The 20,743-nt window shown below is 38.6% G+C and carries 20 protein-coding genes; 3 read left to right on the forward strand and 17 right to left on the reverse strand.

Annotation, left to right across the window (positions count from 1 at the left end; translation table 11 throughout):
* Positions 1 to 63: 63 nt before the first annotated feature.
* Positions 64 to 1,110, forward strand: a complete 1,047-nt coding sequence (locus tag ACFOSX_RS08905; RefSeq protein WP_386099462.1) for a sensor histidine kinase — start codon at positions 64 to 66, stop codon at positions 1,108 to 1,110.
* Entirely contained in the window at positions 1,107 to 1,832 is a 726-nt protein-coding gene (locus ACFOSX_RS08910) for a LytR/AlgR family response regulator transcription factor (protein ID WP_386099465.1), read from the forward strand. The genes ACFOSX_RS08905 and ACFOSX_RS08910 overlap by 4 nt, the downstream gene beginning before the upstream one ends.
* A gap of 1 nt (position 1,833) precedes the next feature.
* Here ACFOSX_RS08910 and ACFOSX_RS08915 read toward each other — a convergent pair whose 3' ends face one another.
* From ACFOSX_RS08915 to ACFOSX_RS08990, 16 genes are all read right to left on the reverse strand, one after another.
* The gene (locus tag ACFOSX_RS08915; RefSeq protein ID WP_386099468.1) at positions 1,834 to 2,418 is read right to left on the reverse strand and encodes a YdeI/OmpD-associated family protein; all 585 of its coding nucleotides are present in this window, start codon (positions 2,416 to 2,418) and stop codon (positions 1,834 to 1,836) included.
* Between the two features lie 196 nt (positions 2,419 to 2,614).
* Entirely contained in the window at positions 2,615 to 2,920 is a 306-nt protein-coding gene (locus ACFOSX_RS08920) for a GIY-YIG nuclease family protein (protein ID WP_386099471.1), read from the reverse strand.
* A gap of 272 nt (positions 2,921 to 3,192) precedes the next feature.
* On the reverse strand, positions 3,193 to 4,824 hold the full coding sequence (locus tag ACFOSX_RS08925) for a M1 family metallopeptidase (RefSeq protein WP_386099474.1): 1,632 nt from the start codon (positions 4,822 to 4,824) through the stop codon (positions 3,193 to 3,195).
* Positions 4,821 to 5,618, reverse strand: coding sequence for a M23 family metallopeptidase (locus ACFOSX_RS08930; RefSeq protein WP_386099477.1), 798 nt, complete (start codon positions 5,616 to 5,618; stop codon positions 4,821 to 4,823). The genes ACFOSX_RS08925 and ACFOSX_RS08930 overlap by 4 nt, the downstream gene beginning before the upstream one ends.
* Complete coding sequence (locus ACFOSX_RS08935; RefSeq protein ID WP_386099479.1) at positions 5,611 to 6,405, reverse strand: arginase family protein; 795 nt, start codon at positions 6,403 to 6,405, stop codon at positions 5,611 to 5,613. The genes ACFOSX_RS08930 and ACFOSX_RS08935 overlap by 8 nt, the downstream gene beginning before the upstream one ends.
* Before the next feature lies 1 nt (position 6,406).
* The gene (locus ACFOSX_RS08940) at positions 6,407 to 7,753 is read right to left on the reverse strand and encodes a M28 family peptidase (RefSeq protein WP_386099482.1); all 1,347 of its coding nucleotides are present in this window, start codon (positions 7,751 to 7,753) and stop codon (positions 6,407 to 6,409) included.
* Positions 7,754 to 7,813: 60 nt separating this feature from the next.
* Complete coding sequence (locus ACFOSX_RS08945) at positions 7,814 to 8,284, reverse strand: DUF6265 family protein (protein ID WP_386099485.1); 471 nt, start codon at positions 8,282 to 8,284, stop codon at positions 7,814 to 7,816.
* Between the two features lies 1 nt (position 8,285).
* Positions 8,286 to 9,467: a nuclear transport factor 2 family protein gene (locus ACFOSX_RS08950; RefSeq protein ID WP_386099488.1), complete on the reverse strand. Its 1,182-nt coding sequence runs from the start codon at positions 9,465 to 9,467 to the stop codon at positions 8,286 to 8,288.
* 93 nt (positions 9,468 to 9,560) lie between these two features.
* Positions 9,561 to 10,391, reverse strand: coding sequence for a mechanosensitive ion channel family protein (locus ACFOSX_RS08955; RefSeq protein WP_386100263.1), 831 nt, complete (start codon positions 10,389 to 10,391; stop codon positions 9,561 to 9,563).
* 163 nt (positions 10,392 to 10,554) lie between these two features.
* A complete protein-coding gene (locus tag ACFOSX_RS08960) occupies positions 10,555 to 10,866 on the reverse strand; it encodes a hypothetical protein (RefSeq protein WP_386099491.1) in 312 nt (103 codons plus the stop codon).
* 167 nt (positions 10,867 to 11,033) lie between these two features.
* Entirely contained in the window at positions 11,034 to 12,836 is a 1,803-nt protein-coding gene (locus tag ACFOSX_RS08965; protein WP_386099494.1) for an acyl-CoA dehydrogenase family protein, read from the reverse strand.
* A 24-nt stretch (positions 12,837 to 12,860) separates the two neighbouring features.
* Positions 12,861 to 14,051: an acetyl-CoA C-acyltransferase gene (locus tag ACFOSX_RS08970; RefSeq protein ID WP_386099497.1), complete on the reverse strand. Its 1,191-nt coding sequence runs from the start codon at positions 14,049 to 14,051 to the stop codon at positions 12,861 to 12,863.
* A gap of 4 nt (positions 14,052 to 14,055) precedes the next feature.
* Entirely contained in the window at positions 14,056 to 16,464 is a 2,409-nt protein-coding gene (locus tag ACFOSX_RS08975) for a 3-hydroxyacyl-CoA dehydrogenase/enoyl-CoA hydratase family protein (protein ID WP_386099500.1), read from the reverse strand.
* 1 nt (position 16,465) lies between these two features.
* Complete coding sequence (locus tag ACFOSX_RS08980) at positions 16,466 to 16,921, reverse strand: MarR family winged helix-turn-helix transcriptional regulator (RefSeq protein ID WP_386099503.1); 456 nt, start codon at positions 16,919 to 16,921, stop codon at positions 16,466 to 16,468.
* Between the two features lie 138 nt (positions 16,922 to 17,059).
* Entirely contained in the window at positions 17,060 to 17,452 is a 393-nt protein-coding gene (locus tag ACFOSX_RS08985; protein WP_386099506.1) for a hypothetical protein, read from the reverse strand.
* 103 nt (positions 17,453 to 17,555) lie between these two features.
* A complete protein-coding gene (locus ACFOSX_RS08990; protein WP_386099509.1) occupies positions 17,556 to 19,328 on the reverse strand; it encodes an AMP-dependent synthetase/ligase in 1,773 nt (590 codons plus the stop codon).
* A 123-nt stretch (positions 19,329 to 19,451) separates the two neighbouring features.
* Here ACFOSX_RS08990 and ACFOSX_RS08995 point away from each other — a divergent pair, with 123 nt between their 5' ends.
* Entirely contained in the window at positions 19,452 to 19,964 is a 513-nt protein-coding gene (locus tag ACFOSX_RS08995; protein ID WP_386099512.1) for a hypothetical protein, read from the forward strand.
* Here ACFOSX_RS08995 and ACFOSX_RS09000 read toward each other — a convergent pair whose 3' ends face one another.
* Positions 19,965 to 20,735, reverse strand: coding sequence for a hypothetical protein (locus tag ACFOSX_RS09000; protein ID WP_386099514.1), 771 nt, complete (start codon positions 20,733 to 20,735; stop codon positions 19,965 to 19,967).
* Positions 20,736 to 20,743: the final 8 nt, after the last annotated feature.

Genomic DNA, 20,743 nt, shown 5'->3' on the forward strand with positions numbered 1-20,743 from the left:
TCGGCTTTTAAGACTGTTTTCGGAATGGCTTATATCTTATCTTTAAATTTTAAAAAGAGACCAATGACAAAGATTACGAGACAACATATTTTTTTAATTGTAGCGTTTTACCTGTTCTTTTCGCTATTGTACCGTATCGTTTTATGGTACAACGGCTTAGGTTATGAGAGAGATGGGTTTTGGGGATGGGCGGACCCTTCGGGATATTGGGGTATGGCTGGCATGCAATATGTTTTCTATTTTTTCGCTTCAATTTTAATTTGGTTTCTTGGAGTGAGATTGCTGAGAAAGCAAAGCACTACCTATCAAATTGTGGCGGTGGCGATTCTCATTCCTATTGTGGTTTATTTTACCAGAGAAGGGCGCTACGTGATTATCGACTACCTGGGACGGCAACGTTTAAGAGATACAGGTACAGTTTGGGATTGGTACATACCAACGTTATTTATGATGTTTCAATTTGGATGTTTTTTTGCTTACAGATATTTTAGGGACAATCAGAAAAAATTAAAACTGGAGGGTGAACTAAAAACAATGGCCTTAAAAAGTGAATTATCTGCCTTAAAAGCGCAACTTAATCCGCATTTTTTATATAATATATTCAATACCATCAGTGCTTCGGTACCTCCAGAACAAGAGAAAACCAGACACCTTATTGCAGAGCTTTCAGATTTATTTCGTTATCAATTAAAAGCCTCAAAGTCTGATAAAGTTCCATTGCATGAAGAATTAGACTTTGTAAAGAAGTATCTCGCTTTAGAAAAGGAGCGTTTTCAAGAGCGATTAACAATAAATATCGATGTAGATCCAGAATTATATCACGAAATGGTACCTCCAATGATTCTTCAGCCTTTGGTGGAGAACTCCGTAAAACATGGTTTATCTAGCCTTATCGAAGGCGGTGAATTGTCTATAAAAGTCCGTAAGAAAGGAGAGAAGCTACATTTTGATATTTCTGATACTGGTGTAGGGATTGCCGACAAACCCAAGGCCCTAAACTCGGGTGTAGGATTAACGAATACGAAGTTGCGCCTAGAAAAAATTTACAATAGTACTTTAATGCTCAGTGATAATTCGCCCAAAGGTCTTAAAATAAGCTTCGCTATATGAAAAAAGTAATTGTTGTAGACGACGAGCAAGCCGGAAGAAAACTGATTAAGGAGTATCTATCAAATTATGAGGACTTTGTCATTTTAGATGAAGCCAATAATGGAGTCGATGCCGTAAATAGCATCAATAAATTTAAGCCAGACCTCGTCTTTTTGGATATACAGATGCCAGGAATGACGGGTTTTGATGTGCTAAAAAAATTAGATGAACTTCCCCAAATCATCTTCTCTACGGCTTATGACCAGTATGCACTTCAGGCTTTTGAGGTTCATGCAGTGGACTATCTTTTAAAACCCTATACCAAAGAGCGTTTTAAGAAGGCCATGGACAGAATTGCGAATGATGAAATCAATACAGCAAGGCCTTTAGCGGAGAGTTTAATATTGGATACGGCGAAGCATCCAGAGCGCATTTTAGTACAGTATCAGAATAAGCTGATTACGATTGCACTTAAGGATGTGGTACGAATTGAAGCCTACGGGGATTATTCAAAGTTGGTTACGGCAGAAAAGACTTTTTTGAGCAACTATGGTATTTCTACGCTCGAAGAAAAACTAGATAGCAACCAGTTTATTCGTGTGCATCGCTCTTCAATTATAAACCTGAATGCCGTGCAAGAATTGAATAAATATTTAAAAAGTTATGATGTCACCATGACTAATGGCGATGTAGTAAGGGTTAGCCGTGGTTATATGGATAACATCAAAAAGTTGATGTTTTAGTCTAGCGCACTGAGCGCGATTTTATATTCGCATCACATAACGTAATAATCTCAGCAATGCGCTTCTGACGTGTTTCCTCGCGTTTAGCACTGTGCAACCAAGATAAGTAGCTTTTCCTGTAGCCTTTTGCAAAACTCTTGTAATTCTCTAATGCCTTTGGGTTGGCATCAAAAGCGGATTGCAAATCGGGTGGAATTATACCATTTTCCACATCATCCATTTCGGACCATTTACCAGATGCTTTAGCAAGGTTAATCATCGCCATACCTTGGTCTTGCATCAAGCCTTCAGAGATAAGTTCCTTAACGTGTTTTTTGTTGACCGCACTCCAGGTGCTTGATGGTTTTCTGGGACAGAAATACTGCTTGCGCTTGCCATTGCCTAAACTCTTTACGGTAGAATCTATCCAGCCAAAACATATGGCCACACGGACGGCTTCTTCCCAGCGCATGGTGGGTTGACCCGTTTCTAGTTTGTAGAAAATAAGGTAGATGCCATCATTGTGCTTGTCATGATTTTGTTGTAGCCAATCGTACCAATCGGTGTCGCGGGGGAAGTATAATTCTGGAAGGTCTTTGTTAGTCATAGCTTTATTCCTGCGTAGGCAGGAATCTTTTTTGTGTCTGAATGGAGTGTCAACCTTTTTTAAGGTATGAAATTTACAAAATGTATTAATGAATTAGCTAGACATAATAATTTGTCATTCCTGCCTACGCAGGAATGACAAATGGGAGGTCTTGGTTTCTAATGAAGGAGTCTGTCATTCCTGCGAAGGCAGGAATCTAATTGTCAAACCAATCATCTGCTAGGTCATTCCAATTCGGGTTGTCTTCAATGATTAAGCTTATTTTCCAATCTCGTTTCCATTTCTTCATGTTTTTCTCTCTTTTTATAGCATCGTTAACATATTGATAAGTTTCAAAATAAACCAATTTGTTTAAATTATATTTTGATGAAAAACCTTGAACAAGTTTATTCTTGTGTTCAAACATTCTTCGTTCTAAATCGTTTGTAACACCAATATAGAGCACGCCATCTTTCTTATTGGTAATAATGTATAAATAATATTGATGGATTGTTTTAAACATGATATTTTGAGATTCCTGCCTTCGCAGGAATGACAAATGATAAGTTTTTGTTTTTAATTATTTGGAGCTTTCATTCCTTCGTATGCAAAAATCTTTTTTGTGTCTAAATGGAGTGTCAACCTTTTTTAAGTGATGAAATTTACAAAATGTATTAATAAATTCATTACAGATAATAATTTGAGATTCCTGCCTTCGCAGGAATGACAAATGAGAGGTCTTTGACTCTGGAAGCAACTGTCATTCCTGCGTCCCGAAGTGTCGGGAGCAGGAATCTATTTCTTCTTTACATCCACATAAAAATTGCGGTCTACAGAAATTTCATCGTCGTCAATATGCATCGTTTGCCATTCACTTGAGGGTTTTAGCCATTCTGTTTCATCTCCAACTTTGATTTTTAGTGGCATCTTAAAATTGTCGACTGTTTTGGTGTATCTATATTTCAATTCGCCATTGTCTATCGAATATTCAAACACAGGAATATCTACCTCACGCAAATACTGGTCAAAAATAGGAGCGAGGTCGTGATTGATGCGTTGGTCTATGTAGTTTTCAATCTGTTGGGTGGTGACCGTTTGGTGGTAAAATTCCTTATTTAGACCACGAAGAATTTGTCGCCATTGTTCATCGTCATCCGCAAGTTGGCGAATGGTATGCAACAAGTTCGCCCCTTTGTAATACATATCTCCTGAGCCTTCGTTATTGACATGGTATTGTCCGATTATTGGACGTTTATTCTGAATGTTGTCGCGAGTACCAATCACGTAATCGGCTGAGGCTTCCTTTCCGTAGTAGTAATCTAAAAAGATATTTTCGGAATATGCGGTAAAGCCTTCATGCACCCACATATCGGCAATATCCTTATTGGTAATATTGTTGGCAAACCACTCGTGACCAGCTTCATGAATGATAATAAAATCGAATTTTAAACCCCAGCCGGTTCCAGATAAATCTCTTCCTAAATAACCTTTTCTATACTTATTTCCGTAAGTAACGGAGCTTTGATGTTCCATGCCCAAATAAGGCACTTCTACTAATTTAAAACTATCTTCATAAAATGGATAAGGGCCGAACCAATGCTCAAAAGCCTTCATCATTTTTGGGGCATCTTTAAAGTGTTCTTTGGCTTTTTCGAGATTATCGCTCAGTACCCAATAGTCTAAATCGAGTTGGCCTTTTTCACCTTCGTATACTTCAGAAAAATTGACATAATCACCGATATTAATATTTACGCCATAGTTGTTTATCGGGTTATCGACGTACCAGTGTGTGGTTACTGAGTTATCAGTTTCTGTCTTTTTTCTCAGTCTGCCATTAGACACATTCATTAAGCCTTTTGGATGGGTAACACTAATTAGCATACTATCGACTTCATCGTACATGTGGTCTTTGTTAGGCCACCAAACACTGGCACCCAAACCTTGACAAGAAGTAGCGATAAAGTGTTTTCCATTGTTGTCTTTTTTCCACGATAAACCACCGTCCCAAGGCGCACGTTTAGCTTCTCTTGGGTTGCCTTCGTAATACACATCTAGAGATTTTACAGCACCGACGGGTTGTTCGGTGGTCATTTTAATGAAATGGGCATTACCATCATGTCGCACTTCCAACTCCTTCCCATCTTGAATGACTTTGGTGATTTTCATCGGTTCTTGGAGGTCTATTTGCAATTCGGGTTTAGCCTTCAAAACTTTGTAATGAATCGTATTTTTTCCCGAAATGAATTTTTGGTCAGGGTCTACGTCGATATCCAAATGATAATAGGTTAAATTCCACCATTCACGCTCTGGGGTGATGCTTCCCCTAAGCGTATCTTGATGTGTGAAATTGGCTTTTTCGCTCATCAGTTGAGCATGACTACTAAGTGTTATAAAAGCTAATAAAAGTGCGAAACTTAATTTTTTCATTGTTTAAATTTTTGCCATATTTTGAATCTTTCTGCAGGAACAGAATCCATAATTATTTTAATAGATTCCAATCCGTTTTTCCCTGGTTTATAGACCGCTAAATGCAAATGCGGCATGGTCGTCCAACCAGTAAATCCCGAAAGCGCAATCGGCTGTCCCTGCGCTACGGAATCCCCAAGGGCGACCAAGTTACCATTTTGTTTTAAATGTACATACTGCGAAAATGTGCCATCGGTATGATACACCATTATATAGTTGCCGTATTTATTAAATTCCACGGTGTCGCCTTGCATATTATGTGACACTTCAACCCTCACAACACGTCCACCACGAGACGCCGTTATGGTATCTCCAATAGCCATACCAAAGTCCAAACTGTATTGTGAATAGGCCCCTTTATGCGTAAAATCGCTAGTGTAACCTTGTATTAATTCTGAAGTGTAGCCGTCTTTAAACGGAAGTGCGTAGTTGTAGTTAGAATCGTAATCCTTTAAATTATAAATGCCGTATTCGCCTTTAAACTTGAAGGTATTGAGGATTTTGATAGAATCGAATTGGTTTGAAGGTAGAGCCAGAATTTCAGTTTCGCTCTTTTCACGTGTGTTTACAACTTGGATAGAATCTGTGTTTAGATTTTCAATCTTAAAATGAATCGGAAACAGATAATAATTTTTTGCGATGACTTTAATGGAGTCCTTTTCAAGCTTGAAGGAAATGAAATTTGGTTTGGTTGGTTTTTCCTGATTACAGTTAAAAAAGAGGAAACTCAAAGCAAGCAGAAAAACTCTATTCATCAAACAATAATTCTAGAATCGTTTTTATCGGGACCAGCTCTATATCATTAGTCGCAACTGACTCTAAAATACTTGTTCCGACGACATTGAAATTATTCTTTAGGGCTTTTAAATAACTCTCCGCCTGTGCAATAGTTAATCCGTTATTTACGCAATAATAGGTTTTGCTGTAGGATTTGGGGTCGAGGCAATCCACATCAAAATGAATGTAAATATTTTCGATGCCCTTTTTGTCCATTGTTTCAATGAGGTGATTGATGTTGGTCGTTAAAGGTGCGTAAATATGGTCTTTTGCGATTCTTGCTTGTTCAGTCTCATCAATATCCCGAAGGCCAATATAATGGATTTGCCTTGGTTTTAATTTTGAAAACAACAGCTCTTCCAGCTTTGAATCGCTTTCCCCCAAGAGTGTCCGCAACGGCATCCCATGAAAATTATGGCTTGGTGATTCTGAAGGCGAATTGATATCCGCATGCGCATCAAACCAAATAACACCTAGATTTTTGTATTTGCTGGCGAGATAACTGACTGGAACAATTTCTAGTCCGCAGTCGCCACCAATGGTTTTAACGGTTTCGGGCTGTGCATTTTTTAATGCTGTCTTAAATTGCGATAATTGTTCGTAAATTGCTGTAAAGCCATTGATATTTGTAACCTTGTCGATGGGCGATTCAGACAATGGTATACCGACTATCGTTCCTCCAATGGTAGATTTAATCATTTCAGCACCGTCTAAAATAGACTTTCCAGTGCCAGAGCCTTGCCATTGTGGAACGTAAAATATCATCTTATCTGATTATTTTATTCGGAAAAACGACTACGGATTCATGGCCATCTTTTCCAACTGATGTAACTCCGAACAAAAAATTATCAATGACAATGCCTTCCAATGTAAATTCTGAAACATCACCAACATAACGACTGTGGTCCCAAGTCGGGGAAGTGGTATCTCGCCAATAAATTTTGTAGCCGACAGCGCCATCGACTTTAGACCATTGGAATTTAGCAGAGGGTTCTACTATTCCACCAATTCCGACGGTTTTTGGTGCTGGTGGCGCGGAAGCGAGGCTTGCCATAGTAATGGCATTGACAGCGGTTAACTTTTTTGCGTATTCAAAATTAACATGCTCAAATGTGTCACCGTAATTGATGCCATCTTCGGTACGGATGTCCTGATGCTGTTGTGTGTAATTTTCATGCGCTTCCATAATTCTCAGGCCTGTAAAACCAACGTCGTTGAATGGTCTATGATGCCCACCACGACCAAAACGGTCTAAACGGTAAATCATAATGGGATTCATATCTGGCATGTAGGTTTTTACCGTTTTATGCACGTATCGGGCTAGTTGTCTGGAAGTACCATCAACTTCGCCACCATAGAATCGTCGTGCTCTGGCATGCTGTGCTAATTTTTGTGGGTCTTTTTCGCCCGTAGTGATTGGCTCTGAAAAAATTCTAAAATCCCTGTTGTCGATAACGCGATCTACGCCAGTAATGTTTCCAATCATGTCGTTGTTGAGGACACCGATAATATCCCAGTTATTTTCTAAAGCATATTGTGCCATACCTTGTCCACCAAATAAACCTTGTTCTTCACCAGATAAGCCCAAATAAACGACGGAGCTTTCAAATTGATACTTTGAAAGTACGCGTGCGGCCTCAATAGCACCTGCCATGCCAGAAGCATTATCATTAGCACCTGGAGAATCCGAAGTGAAATCTGTAGGGTCAGAAACTCGTGAATCAATATCGCCACTCATAATAATGTAGCGATTGGGATATTTTGTACCGCGTTGAATGGCAACCACATTAACTACTTGCACATCTTTAACAATGCGTTGGTTGGTACCTTTTTCTACTAAGTTACTTTGGTAGAATACCTCTAAACAGTTGTTACAATCACTTGATATAGCATCAAATTGGCCTTTAATCCAGCGTCTTGCGGCGCCAATGCCTCGTGTTTGAGAGACGGTATCACTTAAGGTGTGTCGCGTGCCAAAATCAGCAAGGGTTTTGACGTCTTGTTTTAATCTTTCTGCGGATACGGCATCAATGATATCATAGATTTTTTGGTCGGTTTGGGCGTTGACACTAACGGAAAGTGCAAGTAGAACAAGGAAAAATAGTTTCTTCATGGTATATTTTTAAATGGTGAGATTCCTGCTCCCGACGCCTCGGGACGCAGGAATGATAAGCTACTGTTTTTTATAATTAAATTTTACAATGTCAACATCGCCATTGTCGTTCTTTATGTCGACATAGATGTTCATTTCTTTCGGGCTGATTTTTTCAAAGGTCATGCCTTTAAAAACGGCTTTATTTTCGGTGAGTTGTATCAATGGAAAATCGACGGTTTCGTCTTTGGTTTCCCAACCTTTTAAATCGTTGTTAAAGTGTTTGAGTTGTAGGATGAGCGAGTTCTCCACTTCTCTTATAATTTCAATTTCGTAAAAGGTCACCTTTCCATCATTTATGAGTTTAAATGTCGCCATCATGGAGCCCGCGGAAGGCTCGCTCCAAATTTCTTCGGTTTTACCACCGAAGGCTTCGCCATGCCAAGTGCCGGAAATCCAGGCAATGTTTTCGATTTTTGGTTCGAGTTGTTTCTCTGCTTGTGCGTTACAGCTCAGGTTTAGAACCATAAGGATGGATAAAAGGTGTTTCATGTTATCTAATAAAAGTTACTTTAGATATTAGTCCATTTTCCACTTCGTATATAGCAACGGCTTTAAAGGAGTTTCCGTTGGCAGTCACCAGCTCATGGTCAATCACTTTATTGCCAATAACAATGCGTTTTTGAATTTCGCAACGTAAATCTGGTGAATTGTCGAAAAAACTCTCGTACCGATTCCGCATGGGGACCTGACCTTCAGACCTAAGCTCGTTAGGAAAATTATATAATTTTATGTCTTCAGTATACGTCGCCATAAAGGCATCGATATCCCTTGCATTGTAGGCATCGAGTTGTTTTTGCACAATAGTTTCAGGAGATTCATCAGACACAACGCTTAGCATAGTTCCGTTTTTACTGGTAGAAAGTCTGCTGATATTTTGAAGTCCATTGTCTTCGAAATTCGCTAAAATAGATGGCGCTTCATTAGTTTTAGGTGTAAACTTGTAAATGATGTTTTTTCTGGGGATAAGGATATGACCACCAGCAAGCCAGCACATATCTTCAGCATTTCCTAATGTGCTCATTATTGGAGTAATGTCTCCGTTGGAAGGATTTATGGAATTTATTGCCCATTTCTCCTCAGCTTTCGAAATAAAACTCATCAAATTAGAGTTTGGGATTTTGTGAAACGAGCGACCTACATTTTCAGCGTATTTGGTATTGGTTTTTGTTTTTAAATTTGAAACGTAGAGGTTAAGGTTATTGTCTTCAATCACAGCAGAAACAATGATGTTTTCATCGTACCAAGTATAGTAAGCCACGACTAAGTCTTTGATTAATTCCGAAGATTTCCCAGTTTCAAAATCATATCGGTAGAGGCGTTGTTTACCATCATTATCTAATCTCACCGCAGAAATATCCTTAGAATTAGGTATTCGCTGTGGTGAATATTCGCCACCGTTAGGGGTGTCGTTTATAAACTTAAGTTGCTTTTCCGCGATATTATAAATGGCAATATCTGTTTGATTGTTTCGAGTGGAAACAAAAACAATATGGTTATCATCATAAAAAGAAGGTTGATTGTCGTAGCCTTCATTGTTTGAAACGTAAAGGTTTTCCAACGGTTCCGAAACACCATCTACTGTGTTTATATTAAATAAATAAACATCGGTATTGGTTTGGCTAACACAATTTGAAGTAGAGAGGATGAATGAAAAGAATAGTAAGTGTCTCATGGTAGAAATTAAAGAACTAAAGGTATAAAAATAAAAAACGCCAAGCTGTTAAATACAGTTGGCGCTAAAATTGAAGTAATGATATAAGTCAACCTAGTTGTCTTGCTCTTTTTTTGCATCCATCATTTCTTTGGCTTCCTTATGGTCGTGGGCATTCTGTATTTCAATATTTGTTGGAAATGGTAAATCAATACCAGCATCGTCCATGGCATTCTGAGTATTAAGTATAACGTCAGAGAATACTTTTACAACATTTGCACGTTCACTATCTGTCCACCAGCGCACACGGATAGTAAGCCAACTATCAGCCTGATCCCATGGTAAAATATCGACTGGTTTTTCATTTGAAACGCCCTTTGTATTTTCAATGGTTTCCTTGAGAATTTGTAAGGCTTTTTCTCTGGGTTGGTCGTAGCCTAGACCTATGTCGTATTGCGATCGAATGAGTTCATTAGCCGTTATTACTTTTACCGCATTAGTATATATTTCGCTATTCGGAATTACTATCCGTTGTCCATCGTATTGTCTAATAATGGTGGCTCTTGTTTGAATACGTTCTACACTACCTTCAAATCCATTGACTACAATCTGATCGTCTAATTCAAAAGGCTGTCGCATTAATATTAATATACCAGCCAACCAGTTTTGTAGAATATCCTTAAATGCAAATCCAATGGCGACTGATGACACACCTAATCCTGCAATAAGATCCGCAGGACTTAAATTTGGACTGATAATCGTTAAACTTAACATTAGCCCAAGAATGGTCAAAGACCAACGTGTAAAACCGCCTAAAATTTCTCCAAAGTTATCACGCCCTCTGCTTACTAGTATCTTTTTTACAGCACGCCCAACCCATTTTGAAATAAAAATCATTAGTATGAATACGGCAATACCTACCAATATATTGGGGATATTGCGTATAAAACCATCAAGTCAAGTATCTAATTTTTCAATGATGCTATCCGTGTTAACATCCAGCTCACCTTTTTGGTCTTTTGGTGTTTCTTGAAATAAAAAAAGTGTCATTGTTAAAATAATATTTTCAAATCAATAAAAAGGGAATCTAATTATGTTGGATTTGCTCTTAGAAATCTCCTTCCTTTTTAAATTCCAAATCATCCATAATTTTGTTTATGCGCTCTCTAATGGCTTTTCGATCTTCCGGGTTGTCAACATTCTCTAGAGCCTCTCTAAAGTTTTCAATGGCATCTTCGATATCATCAAAGCCATCTTCAACATAGTCTGCCGCGTCTTCCAAATTATCAGCTCTATCGTCTAATCGGTCTGATTTGTTCTCAATGTCTTCTTCTAATTTTTCGCCTGCTGTTTCGTTACAGGAATAAAAAGCCATAAGACTAAGTGTTACTACAAAAAATAGTGTTTTTTTAAATGTCATAATTGAATGGAGTTTGATTTAATGACAAGTTAGGACGAAATATTGAACGATGACATATTGCGATTTTAATACGTTAAATGTAAATGGGATTCGGTCAAATAAGTATCAAAAAAAAGTCAACTTAATTGAATAAGCTGACTTCTTCCCATCTAATTTATAAACTTAATTTAAAAACAGTATTTATTTTCTGATTTTACTTTCTCTGCGATCTCATTTCTAAGATCCACAATGTCTGGGTAGTTTTGATACTTGGTGAATCGTTTTAATCCCATTAGCATCATACGTTGTTCGTCACCTTCAGCAAAGGAAATGATGCTCTCGCGACCTTTGTCTTCAACAATATTCACCGCATTGTATAAGTACAGTTTTGCCATGGCAATCTGAACTTTCTGCGCATCTTCGCCAAAACGTTTTGCGTTTTTCTCGGTTCTCAAGATTGCAGATTCTGCCATATAGATTTCAATCAATATGTCTGATGCTGCAATCAATAATTGTTGGTGTTGTTCTAAATCTGGTCCAAACTTCTGGACCGCAGCACCAGCAACCATTAAAAAAACTTTTTTCAATTTAGCTATCATGTCCTTTTCTTCAGCGAATAGCTCTGAATAATCGGGCGTCTCAAATGATGGGATTCCCATCAATTCTTCTTGAACTTTCATGGCCGGACCTAAAAGATCAACATGACCTTTCATGGCTTTCTTCACCAACATGCCAACAGACAACATTCTATTAATCTCGTTGGTACCTTCGTAAATACGGGCAATGCGCGCATCTCTCCAGGCCGCTTCCATTGGCGTTTCTTCAGAGAAGCCCATACCGCCAAAGATTTGAATACCTTCATCTGCGCAATTTTGTACGTCCTCCGATACAGCCACTTTAAGAATAGAACATTCAATGGCGTACTCTTCAACACCTTTAAGTTCTGCCTCTTGATGCGTGTTTCCTGAAGCTTCGCGCATGGCGATACGATTTTCAATATTTTTTGATGCTCTGTACGTTGCGGATTCTCCAGCATAGGCGTCAGCTGCCATTTTGGCTAGCTTCATTTTAATGGCACCAAAATCAGCAATTGGTGTTTTAAATTGCTTACGCTCATTAGCATATTGCACAGCTGTTGTTAGGATTCTCCTTTGTGAGTCCAAACAAGCCGCAGCTAATTTAATACGACCTACGTTTAAGGCATTCATCGCGATTTTAAATCCGTTACCTCTTTCGGACAGCATATTTTCAACAGGAACAACTGTATCGTTGAAGAATACTTGTCTTGTAGAACTAGCGCGAATACCAAGTTTGTGCTCTTCTTCCCCCATGGTGATACCATTTGAAGGATCATTCTCGACGATAAAACCTGTAATGTTTTTATCATCTTCAATTCGTGCAAACACGATAAACAACTTACAGAACCCAGCATTAGAAATCCACATCTTCTGGCCGTTGATTTTATAAGATTTACCATCTTCAGAAAGAACCGCTGTGGTTTTACCAGAGTTGGCATCCGATCCTGCACCTGGTTCGGTTAAACAGTATGCGCCAAACCATTCACCAGTCGCCAATTTCGGAACGTATTGTTTCTTTTGCTCTTCGGTTCCGTAAAGCGTAATTGGCATAGTGCCAATACCTGTATGCGCACCAAACGCCGTACTAAAAGATCCGGTACCAGACGAGATGTAGTCACATGTTAAAACTGTAGAGACAAAACCCATTCCTAAGCCGTCATAAGCTTCAGGTACAGCTACGCCTAGAAAACCAAGTTCTCCAGCTTTACGCATACACTCTTCTGTGTAGGCGTAATCCTTTTTTTCAAATCGCTCTCTGTGGGCTATGATTTCACGGTCATTAAATTCCATAACCGCCTCTTTCATCATCTGTTGTTCTTCGGTGAAATCTTCAGGCGTAAAAACGTCTTCTGCTTTTGTTTCCTTTACTAAAAATTGACCGCCTCTAAGGATGTCTTTTTCAACTGCTTCCATTATATAAGTCTATTAAGTTCTTTTTTAATTTAAAAATTCAAAAATTCCACATGCGCCTTGGCCTGTACCGACACACATGGTTACTGCGCCGTATTTTCCTTTCATATCACGCTTTCGCATTTCGTCAAATAGTTGTACTGATAGTTTAGCCCCTGTACATCCTAGTGGGTGACCTAATGCGATAGCTCCTCCATTAACATTAATAATATCTGGGTTTAAATCTAGTTCTCGGATAACAGCTAAGGATTGCGAAGCAAAGGCTTCGTTCAATTCAATCAAATCCAAATCTGATTGCTTTAATCCTGCTTGCTCCAATGCTTTCGGGATAGCCTTAACCGGACCAATTCCCATTATACGTGGCTCAACACCTGCTGCCGCATAGTTGACTAATCTCGCAATCGGTTCAATGTTTAATTCCTTCACCATATCCTCACTCATCACCATCACAAAAGCAGCACCATCACTCATTTGTGAGGAGTTACCTGCTGTTACGCTACCACCTTGAGCGAATACAGCACGTAATTTCGCTAAAGCTTCTTTGCTTGTGCCTTTACGTGGTCCTTCATCTTTAGTTACTGTGTAAGATTTTGTCGCCTTTTTACCGTTTTCGTCAATGTATGTTTGATCAACAGTAATCGGTACAATTTGGTCTTGAAAACGGTTTTCGGCTTGTGCCCTTAATGCCTTCATGTGAGAGTTGTATGCAAACTCATCTTGGTCTTCACGAGAGACATTAAATTGATTGGCCACAGCCTCCGCCGTATTACCCATTCCCCAATAATATTCTTCATGACCCGCTTTTACGGTGTCGTAATTCAATTCTGGTTTAAAGCCTGTCATTGGCACTGAACTCATGCTTTCTGATCCACCTGCAATGATACAATCGGCCATTCCCGCTTGAATTTTTGCCGTTGCAATACCAATGGTTTCAATTCCCGAAGAACAAAAACGATTTACGGTAACACCAGGTACTTCAACACTATTTAATCCAATTAATGAAATAAATCGTGCCATATTGAGTCCTTGGGAACCTTCTGGCATGGCATTGCCGACTATGACGTCATCAATTCTTGAGACGTCAAGATTTGGTAATTCCTTCATCATGTGCTGAATCGTTTCAGCACCTAATTCATCGGCTCTTTTAAATCGGAAAACTCCTTTTGGCGCTTTACCAACAGCCGTTCTGTATGCTTTTACTATATATGCTTGTTTCATTTTTTTAGTTTCTTAAAGGTTTTCCTGTTTTCAACATATGCTGAATACGTTCTAAGGTTTTTCGCTCTGTACACAGTGATAAGAAGGCTTCACGCTCTAGATCCAATAGATATTGTTCGCTTACGAATGTTGGTTCAGATAAATCTCCACCTGCCATCACATAGGCTAATTTGTTAGCGATTTTTTGATCGTGTTCACTTATATAATTACTCGCGTTCATAGCATCTGTACCTACTAGAAACATACCTAGAGCTTGTTTTCCAAGAACTTTTATATCCTTTCGCTTTACAGGTTGAGTATAACCTGCATCCGCTATCAACTTGGCATACGCTTTTGCGGTTGCAATCTGCCTGTCTTTATTGACTACAACGATATCTTTTCCTTTTTGAAGGATGCCTAAGTCAAAAGCCTCATATGCTGAAGTGGCTACTTTTGCCATACCAATGGTAAGGAAATACTCTTGAAGCGTATTTAATTCAACATCTCCTTTTTTAAAGGTGTCCTGAGCTCTCAAGGCCATTTCCTTTGAACCGCCGCCGCCAGGAATCACACCCACACCAAACTCTACAAGTCCGATATAGGTTTCTGCCGCCGCAACAACCTTATCGGAGTGCATGGATAACTCACAACCACCACCAAGGGTCATACCGTGAGGCGCGGCGACAGTTGGAATAGAGGAGTAGCGCATACGCATCATAGTATCTTGGAAATATTTAATAGCCATGTTCAATTCATCATATTCTTGCTCGGCAGCCATCATAAAGATCATTCCAATGTTGGCACCTACCGAGAAGTTTGCGGCTTGGTTTCCAACAACCAATCCTGCGTGGTCTTTTTCAGCAATATCAATCGCTTTGTTTAATCCCGCTAAAACGTCACCGCCAATGGTGTTCATTTTAGATTGAAATTCTACATTGAGGATACCATCACCTAAATCTTCAACAACAACTCCTGAATTTTTATAGACTTCAGACGTTTTTCTAATGTTATCTAGAATGATAAAGCTATCCTGTCCTGGAATCTTCTGTTGTGATTTTGAAGGAATATCATAAGCATAAGTCGCTCCATCTTTCACGGTGTAAAATGAAGAGCTTCCAGAGGCTAACATCTCAGTTACCCAAGCGTTAGGTTCTAAACCTTCGGCTTTCATCATGTCTATACCAGCTTCAACACCAATGGCATCCCAAATTTGGAATGGCCCGTGCTCCCAACCAAAGCCAGCTTTCATGGCATCATCAATCTTGTAAAGGTTATCCGAAATTTCTGGAATGCGATTTGAAACATAGGCAAATAGAGACGCAAAACTTTTGCGGTAAAACTCACCCGCTTTGTCTTTTCCTTTCACCAAAACTTTGAAACGATCAACAACCTTGTCTATAGTTTTTGTCAACTCTAAGGTTGCAAACTTGGCACGTTTCTTTTCCCTGTATTCTAATGTACTTAAATCCAAAGAAAGGATATCGGAAGAACCATCTTCCTTTCTTACTTTTTTATAGAATCCTTGTCCGGTTTTGCTTCCTAACCATTTGTTGTCCATCATAATATTGATGAAATCTGGTAATTGGAACAGCTCATGACGCTCGTCCTTAGGACAGTTTTCTGCAATTCCGTTGGCGACGTGCACTAAAGTGTCAAGGCCAACCACATCGACTGTTCTAAAGGTTGCCGATTTTGGACGGCCAATGACAGGCCCTGTTAATTTGTCGACTTCCTCAATGGTTAAGTCCATATCCTTTACCGTATGAAACAAACTCATGATACTGAAGATACCGATTCGGTTTCCGATAAAAGCTGGTGTGTCTTTGGCGACTACTGAGGTTTTTCCTAGAAATTTTTCTCCATACTCGTTTAAGAAATCCAATACAGCCGGATCCGTTTTTGGGCCTGGAATAATTTCGAATAACTTTAAATAACGTGCAGGATTAAAGAAATGCGTGCCACAGAAATGCTTCTGAAAATCTTCAGAACGGCCTTCACTCATAAATTTAATCGGGATACCAGAGGTATTTGATGTAATTAGGGTTCCTGGCGTTCTGTATTTTTCAAGCTTTTCAAAAACCTGTTGCTTTATGTCTAAACGCTCTACCACAACTTCCATAATCCAATCGACATCTGCTACTTTGGCGATATCATCTTCGAGATTACCTGTTGTAATTCTGTTCTTAAAAGAAGGATGGTAGAGTGGTGCGGGTTTAGATTTTATAGATGCAATTAGGGCATCGTTCACTAAACGATTACGAACCACTTTATCCTCTAAAGTTAAGCTCATAGCTTCTTCCTTAGGTGTCAGTTCTCTTGGTACAATGTCCAATAAAAGCACATCCACACCAATATTGGCGAAATGGCAAGCAATACCGCTTCCCATGATTCCGGAACCGATAATGGCTATTTTATTTATTCTACGTTTACTCATATTATTTTAAGATATGTTCTTTTTGGTTGTATATTTTTTTGTTTGAAATCAAATTATTGATGACTTCGGCAACTTCAAAAAAGTGCTCTAATTTTTCTTCTGAAAGATTGGATTTTACAGCCTCATTAAAAGTCAATACACGTTCTCTTGAATAGGCTCTTTTTTCTCTTCCAAAATCGGTTAAGTGTATTAAGACGCCACGACCATCTTCAGGATTGGGCTTTCGCTCAATAAGTCCTTTTTCTTCCATGGTTTTTAAGGTGCGTGATAGGGATGTGGCTTCCATACCCATTTTAGGGCCTAAGGATGTTGAAGGCGTTCCTTTTTCTGGATCTATACTGAGAAGCGCGAACCCTGTGGCCATTGTGGTTTCAAACTTTGCAGCTTCTTCGTTATACATTTTGTTTACGGCTAACCACGTGGTTCTTAAGACGTAATCAATAGTTTTATCCTTCATTTTAATCGTAATTGAATTCCAAATATACAAAAAAATACTATGCACGCATAGTAAATTGTTATTTCCTTCAAAATTATATCAATAAAAAAAGGTGCTTCAATCTGAAACACCTTTTAAGTTTTAAAACAGCTCTAAGTTTTACTTCACTTTACCGCTTACTGCGCCAATGACACCACCGACGATTGCGGTCATAATGATGCCTATGGCAATATCGATACCAGCCATCTCATAATCAGGAACGGTTTCCTGTGCCATTCTGAAGGCATTAGAGGTCAGCGCAAAGAAGAGGCCAATCACGGCTCCTGCTTTTAAGCCCGTCCCAAAAGTAGAAATCTGAGCCCATCTGTTATAGATGTACGAGATAAAAAACCCAAAAGCGAAGCATCCAAAAGTGATAAATAGCATGGCATTAGAATCTTCTTCGGGTTGCGGAAACTTATCTGCGAAAAGTATTCCGTAAAACAACCAGCCCAAAAGCCAGTCTACAAGACCGCCCACTAGGCCGCCAATAATAAATGATTTAGTGTTCATATTGATTAAGATGTATTAGTTAGTGTGATAAATATAATCCTTTTTAACATACATACTGAGAAATCAATAATGAAACTTATTAACCGATAAGAATTTGATAATGTTAACAGCGATAGATTTTATCGTAGAGGTCTTTATACATCTCTAAAATTATAGAGCGTTTCATCTTCATGGTTGGTGTCAATTGACCACCATCAATAGTCCATGCTTCAGGCGTTAGCTCAAAACGCTTGATCTGTTCCCATTTTCCAAAGTGAGAATTACATTTGTCCACTTCTTTTTGAATACGCTTTAGGATGATATCTGAGCTCGCTATATCGGTTTCTGACATCCCGATATTTTTTTCTTTGTGTTCAATCCATTCACGGATGAATTCAAAATTAGGCTGAATGATTGCCGCAGGCATTTTTTCGCCTTCACCAACAACCATGACCTGTTCTATAAAACGCGATTGTTTTAATTCATTTTCAAGAAGGGTAGGGATGATGTATTTACCGCCAGAGGTTTTAAACATTTCCTTTTTACGTCCTGTGATTTTAAGGAAACCGTCTGGGTCTATCTCACCTTTATCTCCTGTGTGAAAATAATCGCCCGTCATAACTTCAGCAGTTTTTTCAGGGTCTTTGTAATAGCCCATCATCACATTTGGGCCTTTAATTAGAATTTCACCATCGTCGGCAATCTTTACTTCTACGCCATCTATGGGTTTTCCGACGGTACCGACTTTAAACATGTTGTTGTCATACTTACCAACCGAAACAACTGGCGAGGTTTCTGTTAGACCGTAACCTTCCATAACCTGCATACCTGCTGCCGAAAAAACTCGGGATAGGCGTGGTTGTAGTGCCGCACTGCCAGATACCATAGTATGTAATTCGCCACCTAATGCGGCCCTCCATTTGCTGAAAATCAGTTTTTGGGCAATTCCTAATTTAAAGTTGTACCAAGCACCGTTTTCTCCGTAAGGTTCCCAATCCTCACCAAGTTCAACGGCCCAATAAAATAATTTCTTTTTAATGCCAGATAATTCTTCGGCTTTCATGGTAATTTTATCGTAGACTTTTTCGAGAAGCCGTGGTACCACACTCATTAAGTGCGGTTTAATTTCCTTAGCATTGTCACCAATCTTATCTATACCTTCCGCAAAATGAATTTGAACGCTAGCATATTGGTAGATGTAAATCAATACGCGTTCAAAGATGTGACAAATAGGTAAAAAGCTTAGCACACGACTTTGATCCGTATTTAGAGGTAAGCGCTCTATACTTGCTAATACATTGCTTGTTATGTTGTTGTGGGATAGCATCACGCCTTTTGGTTTTCCGGTTGTACCAGAAGTATAAATGATGGTTGCCAAATCCATTGGGTCAACGGCGTCTTTTCTAGCTTCAACCTCTGACTGATTAGATTCATCTTTTCCGAGTTCGAATAATTCAGAATAATGCTTACATCCTTCAATATGGTCAAAAGAATAAACGTCTTTAATTTGCGTGTTGGCCTTGATGGCATTCACCTTGGCTAAAACCTCCTCATCCGAAACAAAGCAATAGGTGGAACCGCTGTGGTTTAAGACATATTCATAATCTTCGGAAGAAATGGTCGGATAAATAGGAACATTCTGTGCGCCGACTTGTAGCGTACCAATGTCCATAATATTCCATTCTGTTCTGTTGGTCGACGATATCAGCGCGATTTTGTCATTTTTCTGAACGCCCAATCGTAATAATGCGCGACTTACTGCATTGGCCTTATCTACATATTCTTGGGTAGACATTGGCGTCCATTTGCCGTCGTATTTTGTGACCAGTGCCTTATCGCTAGGATTAGTGTTGAGTTGATAATATGGAAAATCGAAAAGGCGGGTTACTTTAGTCATATATTAAGGTGCTTTGCAGTCTTGCAAATTATGAAATTTAAAAAGATATTCAAAGATACGATTGAATCTAAGTTATGTAACATTTGAAAAAAAGCCTTACTTTGAAAGTCTGAAATTCTAGATATGAAATTTAAATCACTGATTTTTTGTTTAAGTTTAGTTTTAATATCCTGTTCATCCGAGGATGATAGTTTTAATTCTATGTTGGAAGGACGGAGCTATATGATGACGGCATTTACTATTGAAACTCCTGTAGATGTCAATAATGATGGGATTTATTCCTTTAATTTAATTGAAGAAGATACCTTTGGTTGTCAAAACATGAATAGGCTTTCTTTTATGAACGGAACATCGTCTGCCCCAATTGAATATGGACCTATTTTGCGTATTACAGAAAATAATACCCAAGACATGGGTTGTTACGTTATTGACTATTTTGCTGCCCTTGAATATACTGTTGATGTGGATATGATGACCGTTAACGTTGCAGGATTTATTGGTGAGATTTCAGGCAACATGATAATCTTCCGACCAAACAATTCTCAGCTTGATAGTTTGGGTGAGATTCTTCTGCAAGATGGTTCTGTAGAAACTTATGACGGTAACTATGTCTTGGAATTTACGCTGATTCAATAATTAAGACTTTTCCTTTTTATAAGAATTTAAATGAGTACTTAAATCTTTGAAACGCCTAATTGCATTATCCCAACCTTTGTCTCTTATGAGGTCATCGTAAAGTTTTGAAGCAAAATCGGTGTCGTAATAATAATAGAGAAAATAGTTGCCGTTGGGATGAATTACAATCGTCCTTGGCGACTTAATATTTCTCCGAAATAGATTTTGGAATAAGCCGCCAGAGTCTTTGAACCATTCCATATTATCAATTTTGCTAGGGTGACCATCATTATATGAATAATAGTGATAGACATTTGAAGCTTTATTACGCTTAAACTTCTTTAAGCAATTCTTCATTTCTTTGACGAACATTCTATGTGTCATTTTATGTCTATGACGTCCTCCAGGTAGATTTTCAATTCCAGGTCTTTTGTCAAATAAAAAAATCGCTTTTAATGAGTCTCTGTAATGAACTACAACAATTTTGGATGTGTCAATTGAAGCCCTAGAGCTTAAAAACTTAAATAGTTGCTGTTTTTCGATGTTCGAAAAACTATCAAAATAGAATGACCATTGCGTTTTGTAATAGACATTTCTACCTTCAGCGATCCGTAACTCATAAAACAGCTTAGTTTCTGTTTTCTTTTTAAACGTGGATTTGTCTATTTGGTTATTGTCCTCATCATAATAGCTATTAGACTTTTCATTATGATAATTAAAATTTATGTCCTGAGCGTAGGCTTGACAATAATGGGTAGCAAATAATAGGGCGCATATAATTCTTAAACTCACATCAAAAG

Origin of the sequence: Winogradskyella maritima (assembly GCF_042650215.1) — a bacterium.
Lineage (GTDB): Bacteria > Bacteroidota > Bacteroidia > Flavobacteriales > Flavobacteriaceae > Winogradskyella > Winogradskyella maritima.

Bases quoted from the DNA above. Each gene is read 5' to 3' on its own strand.
- ACFOSX_RS08905 (WP_386099462.1), top strand. From the start codon at position 64: ATGACAAAGATTACGAGACAACATATTTTTTTAATTGTAGCGTTTTAC.
- ACFOSX_RS08910 (WP_386099465.1), top strand. From the start codon at position 1,107: ATGAAAAAAGTAATTGTTGTAGACGACGAGCAAGCCGGAAGAAAACTG.
- ACFOSX_RS08915 (WP_386099468.1), bottom strand. From the start codon at position 2,418: ATGACTAACAAAGACCTTCCAGAATTATACTTCCCCCGCGACACCGAT.
- ACFOSX_RS08920 (WP_386099471.1), bottom strand. From the start codon at position 2,920: ATGTTTAAAACAATCCATCAATATTATTTATACATTATTACCAATAAG.
- ACFOSX_RS08925 (WP_386099474.1), bottom strand. From the start codon at position 4,824: ATGAAAAAATTAAGTTTCGCACTTTTATTAGCTTTTATAACACTTAGT.
- ACFOSX_RS08930 (WP_386099477.1), bottom strand. From the start codon at position 5,618: ATGAATAGAGTTTTTCTGCTTGCTTTGAGTTTCCTCTTTTTTAACTGT.
- ACFOSX_RS08935 (WP_386099479.1), bottom strand. From the start codon at position 6,405: ATGATATTTTACGTTCCACAATGGCAAGGCTCTGGCACTGGAAAGTCT.
- ACFOSX_RS08940 (WP_386099482.1), bottom strand. From the start codon at position 7,753: ATGAAGAAACTATTTTTCCTTGTTCTACTTGCACTTTCCGTTAGTGTC.
- ACFOSX_RS08945 (WP_386099485.1), bottom strand. From the start codon at position 8,284: ATGAAACACCTTTTATCCATCCTTATGGTTCTAAACCTGAGCTGTAAC.
- ACFOSX_RS08950 (WP_386099488.1), bottom strand. From the start codon at position 9,467: ATGAGACACTTACTATTCTTTTCATTCATCCTCTCTACTTCAAATTGT.
- ACFOSX_RS08960 (WP_386099491.1), bottom strand. From the start codon at position 10,866: ATGACATTTAAAAAAACACTATTTTTTGTAGTAACACTTAGTCTTATG.
- ACFOSX_RS08965 (WP_386099494.1), bottom strand. From the start codon at position 12,836: ATGGAAGCAGTTGAAAAAGACATCCTTAGAGGCGGTCAATTTTTAGTA.
- ACFOSX_RS08970 (WP_386099497.1), bottom strand. From the start codon at position 14,051: ATGAAACAAGCATATATAGTAAAAGCATACAGAACGGCTGTTGGTAAA.
- ACFOSX_RS08975 (WP_386099500.1), bottom strand. From the start codon at position 16,464: ATGAGTAAACGTAGAATAAATAAAATAGCCATTATCGGTTCCGGAATC.
- ACFOSX_RS08980 (WP_386099503.1), bottom strand. From the start codon at position 16,921: ATGAAGGATAAAACTATTGATTACGTCTTAAGAACCACGTGGTTAGCC.
- ACFOSX_RS08985 (WP_386099506.1), bottom strand. From the start codon at position 17,452: ATGAACACTAAATCATTTATTATTGGCGGCCTAGTGGGCGGTCTTGTA.
- ACFOSX_RS08990 (WP_386099509.1), bottom strand. From the start codon at position 19,328: ATGACTAAAGTAACCCGCCTTTTCGATTTTCCATATTATCAACTCAAC.
- ACFOSX_RS08995 (WP_386099512.1), top strand. From the start codon at position 19,452: ATGAAATTTAAATCACTGATTTTTTGTTTAAGTTTAGTTTTAATATCC.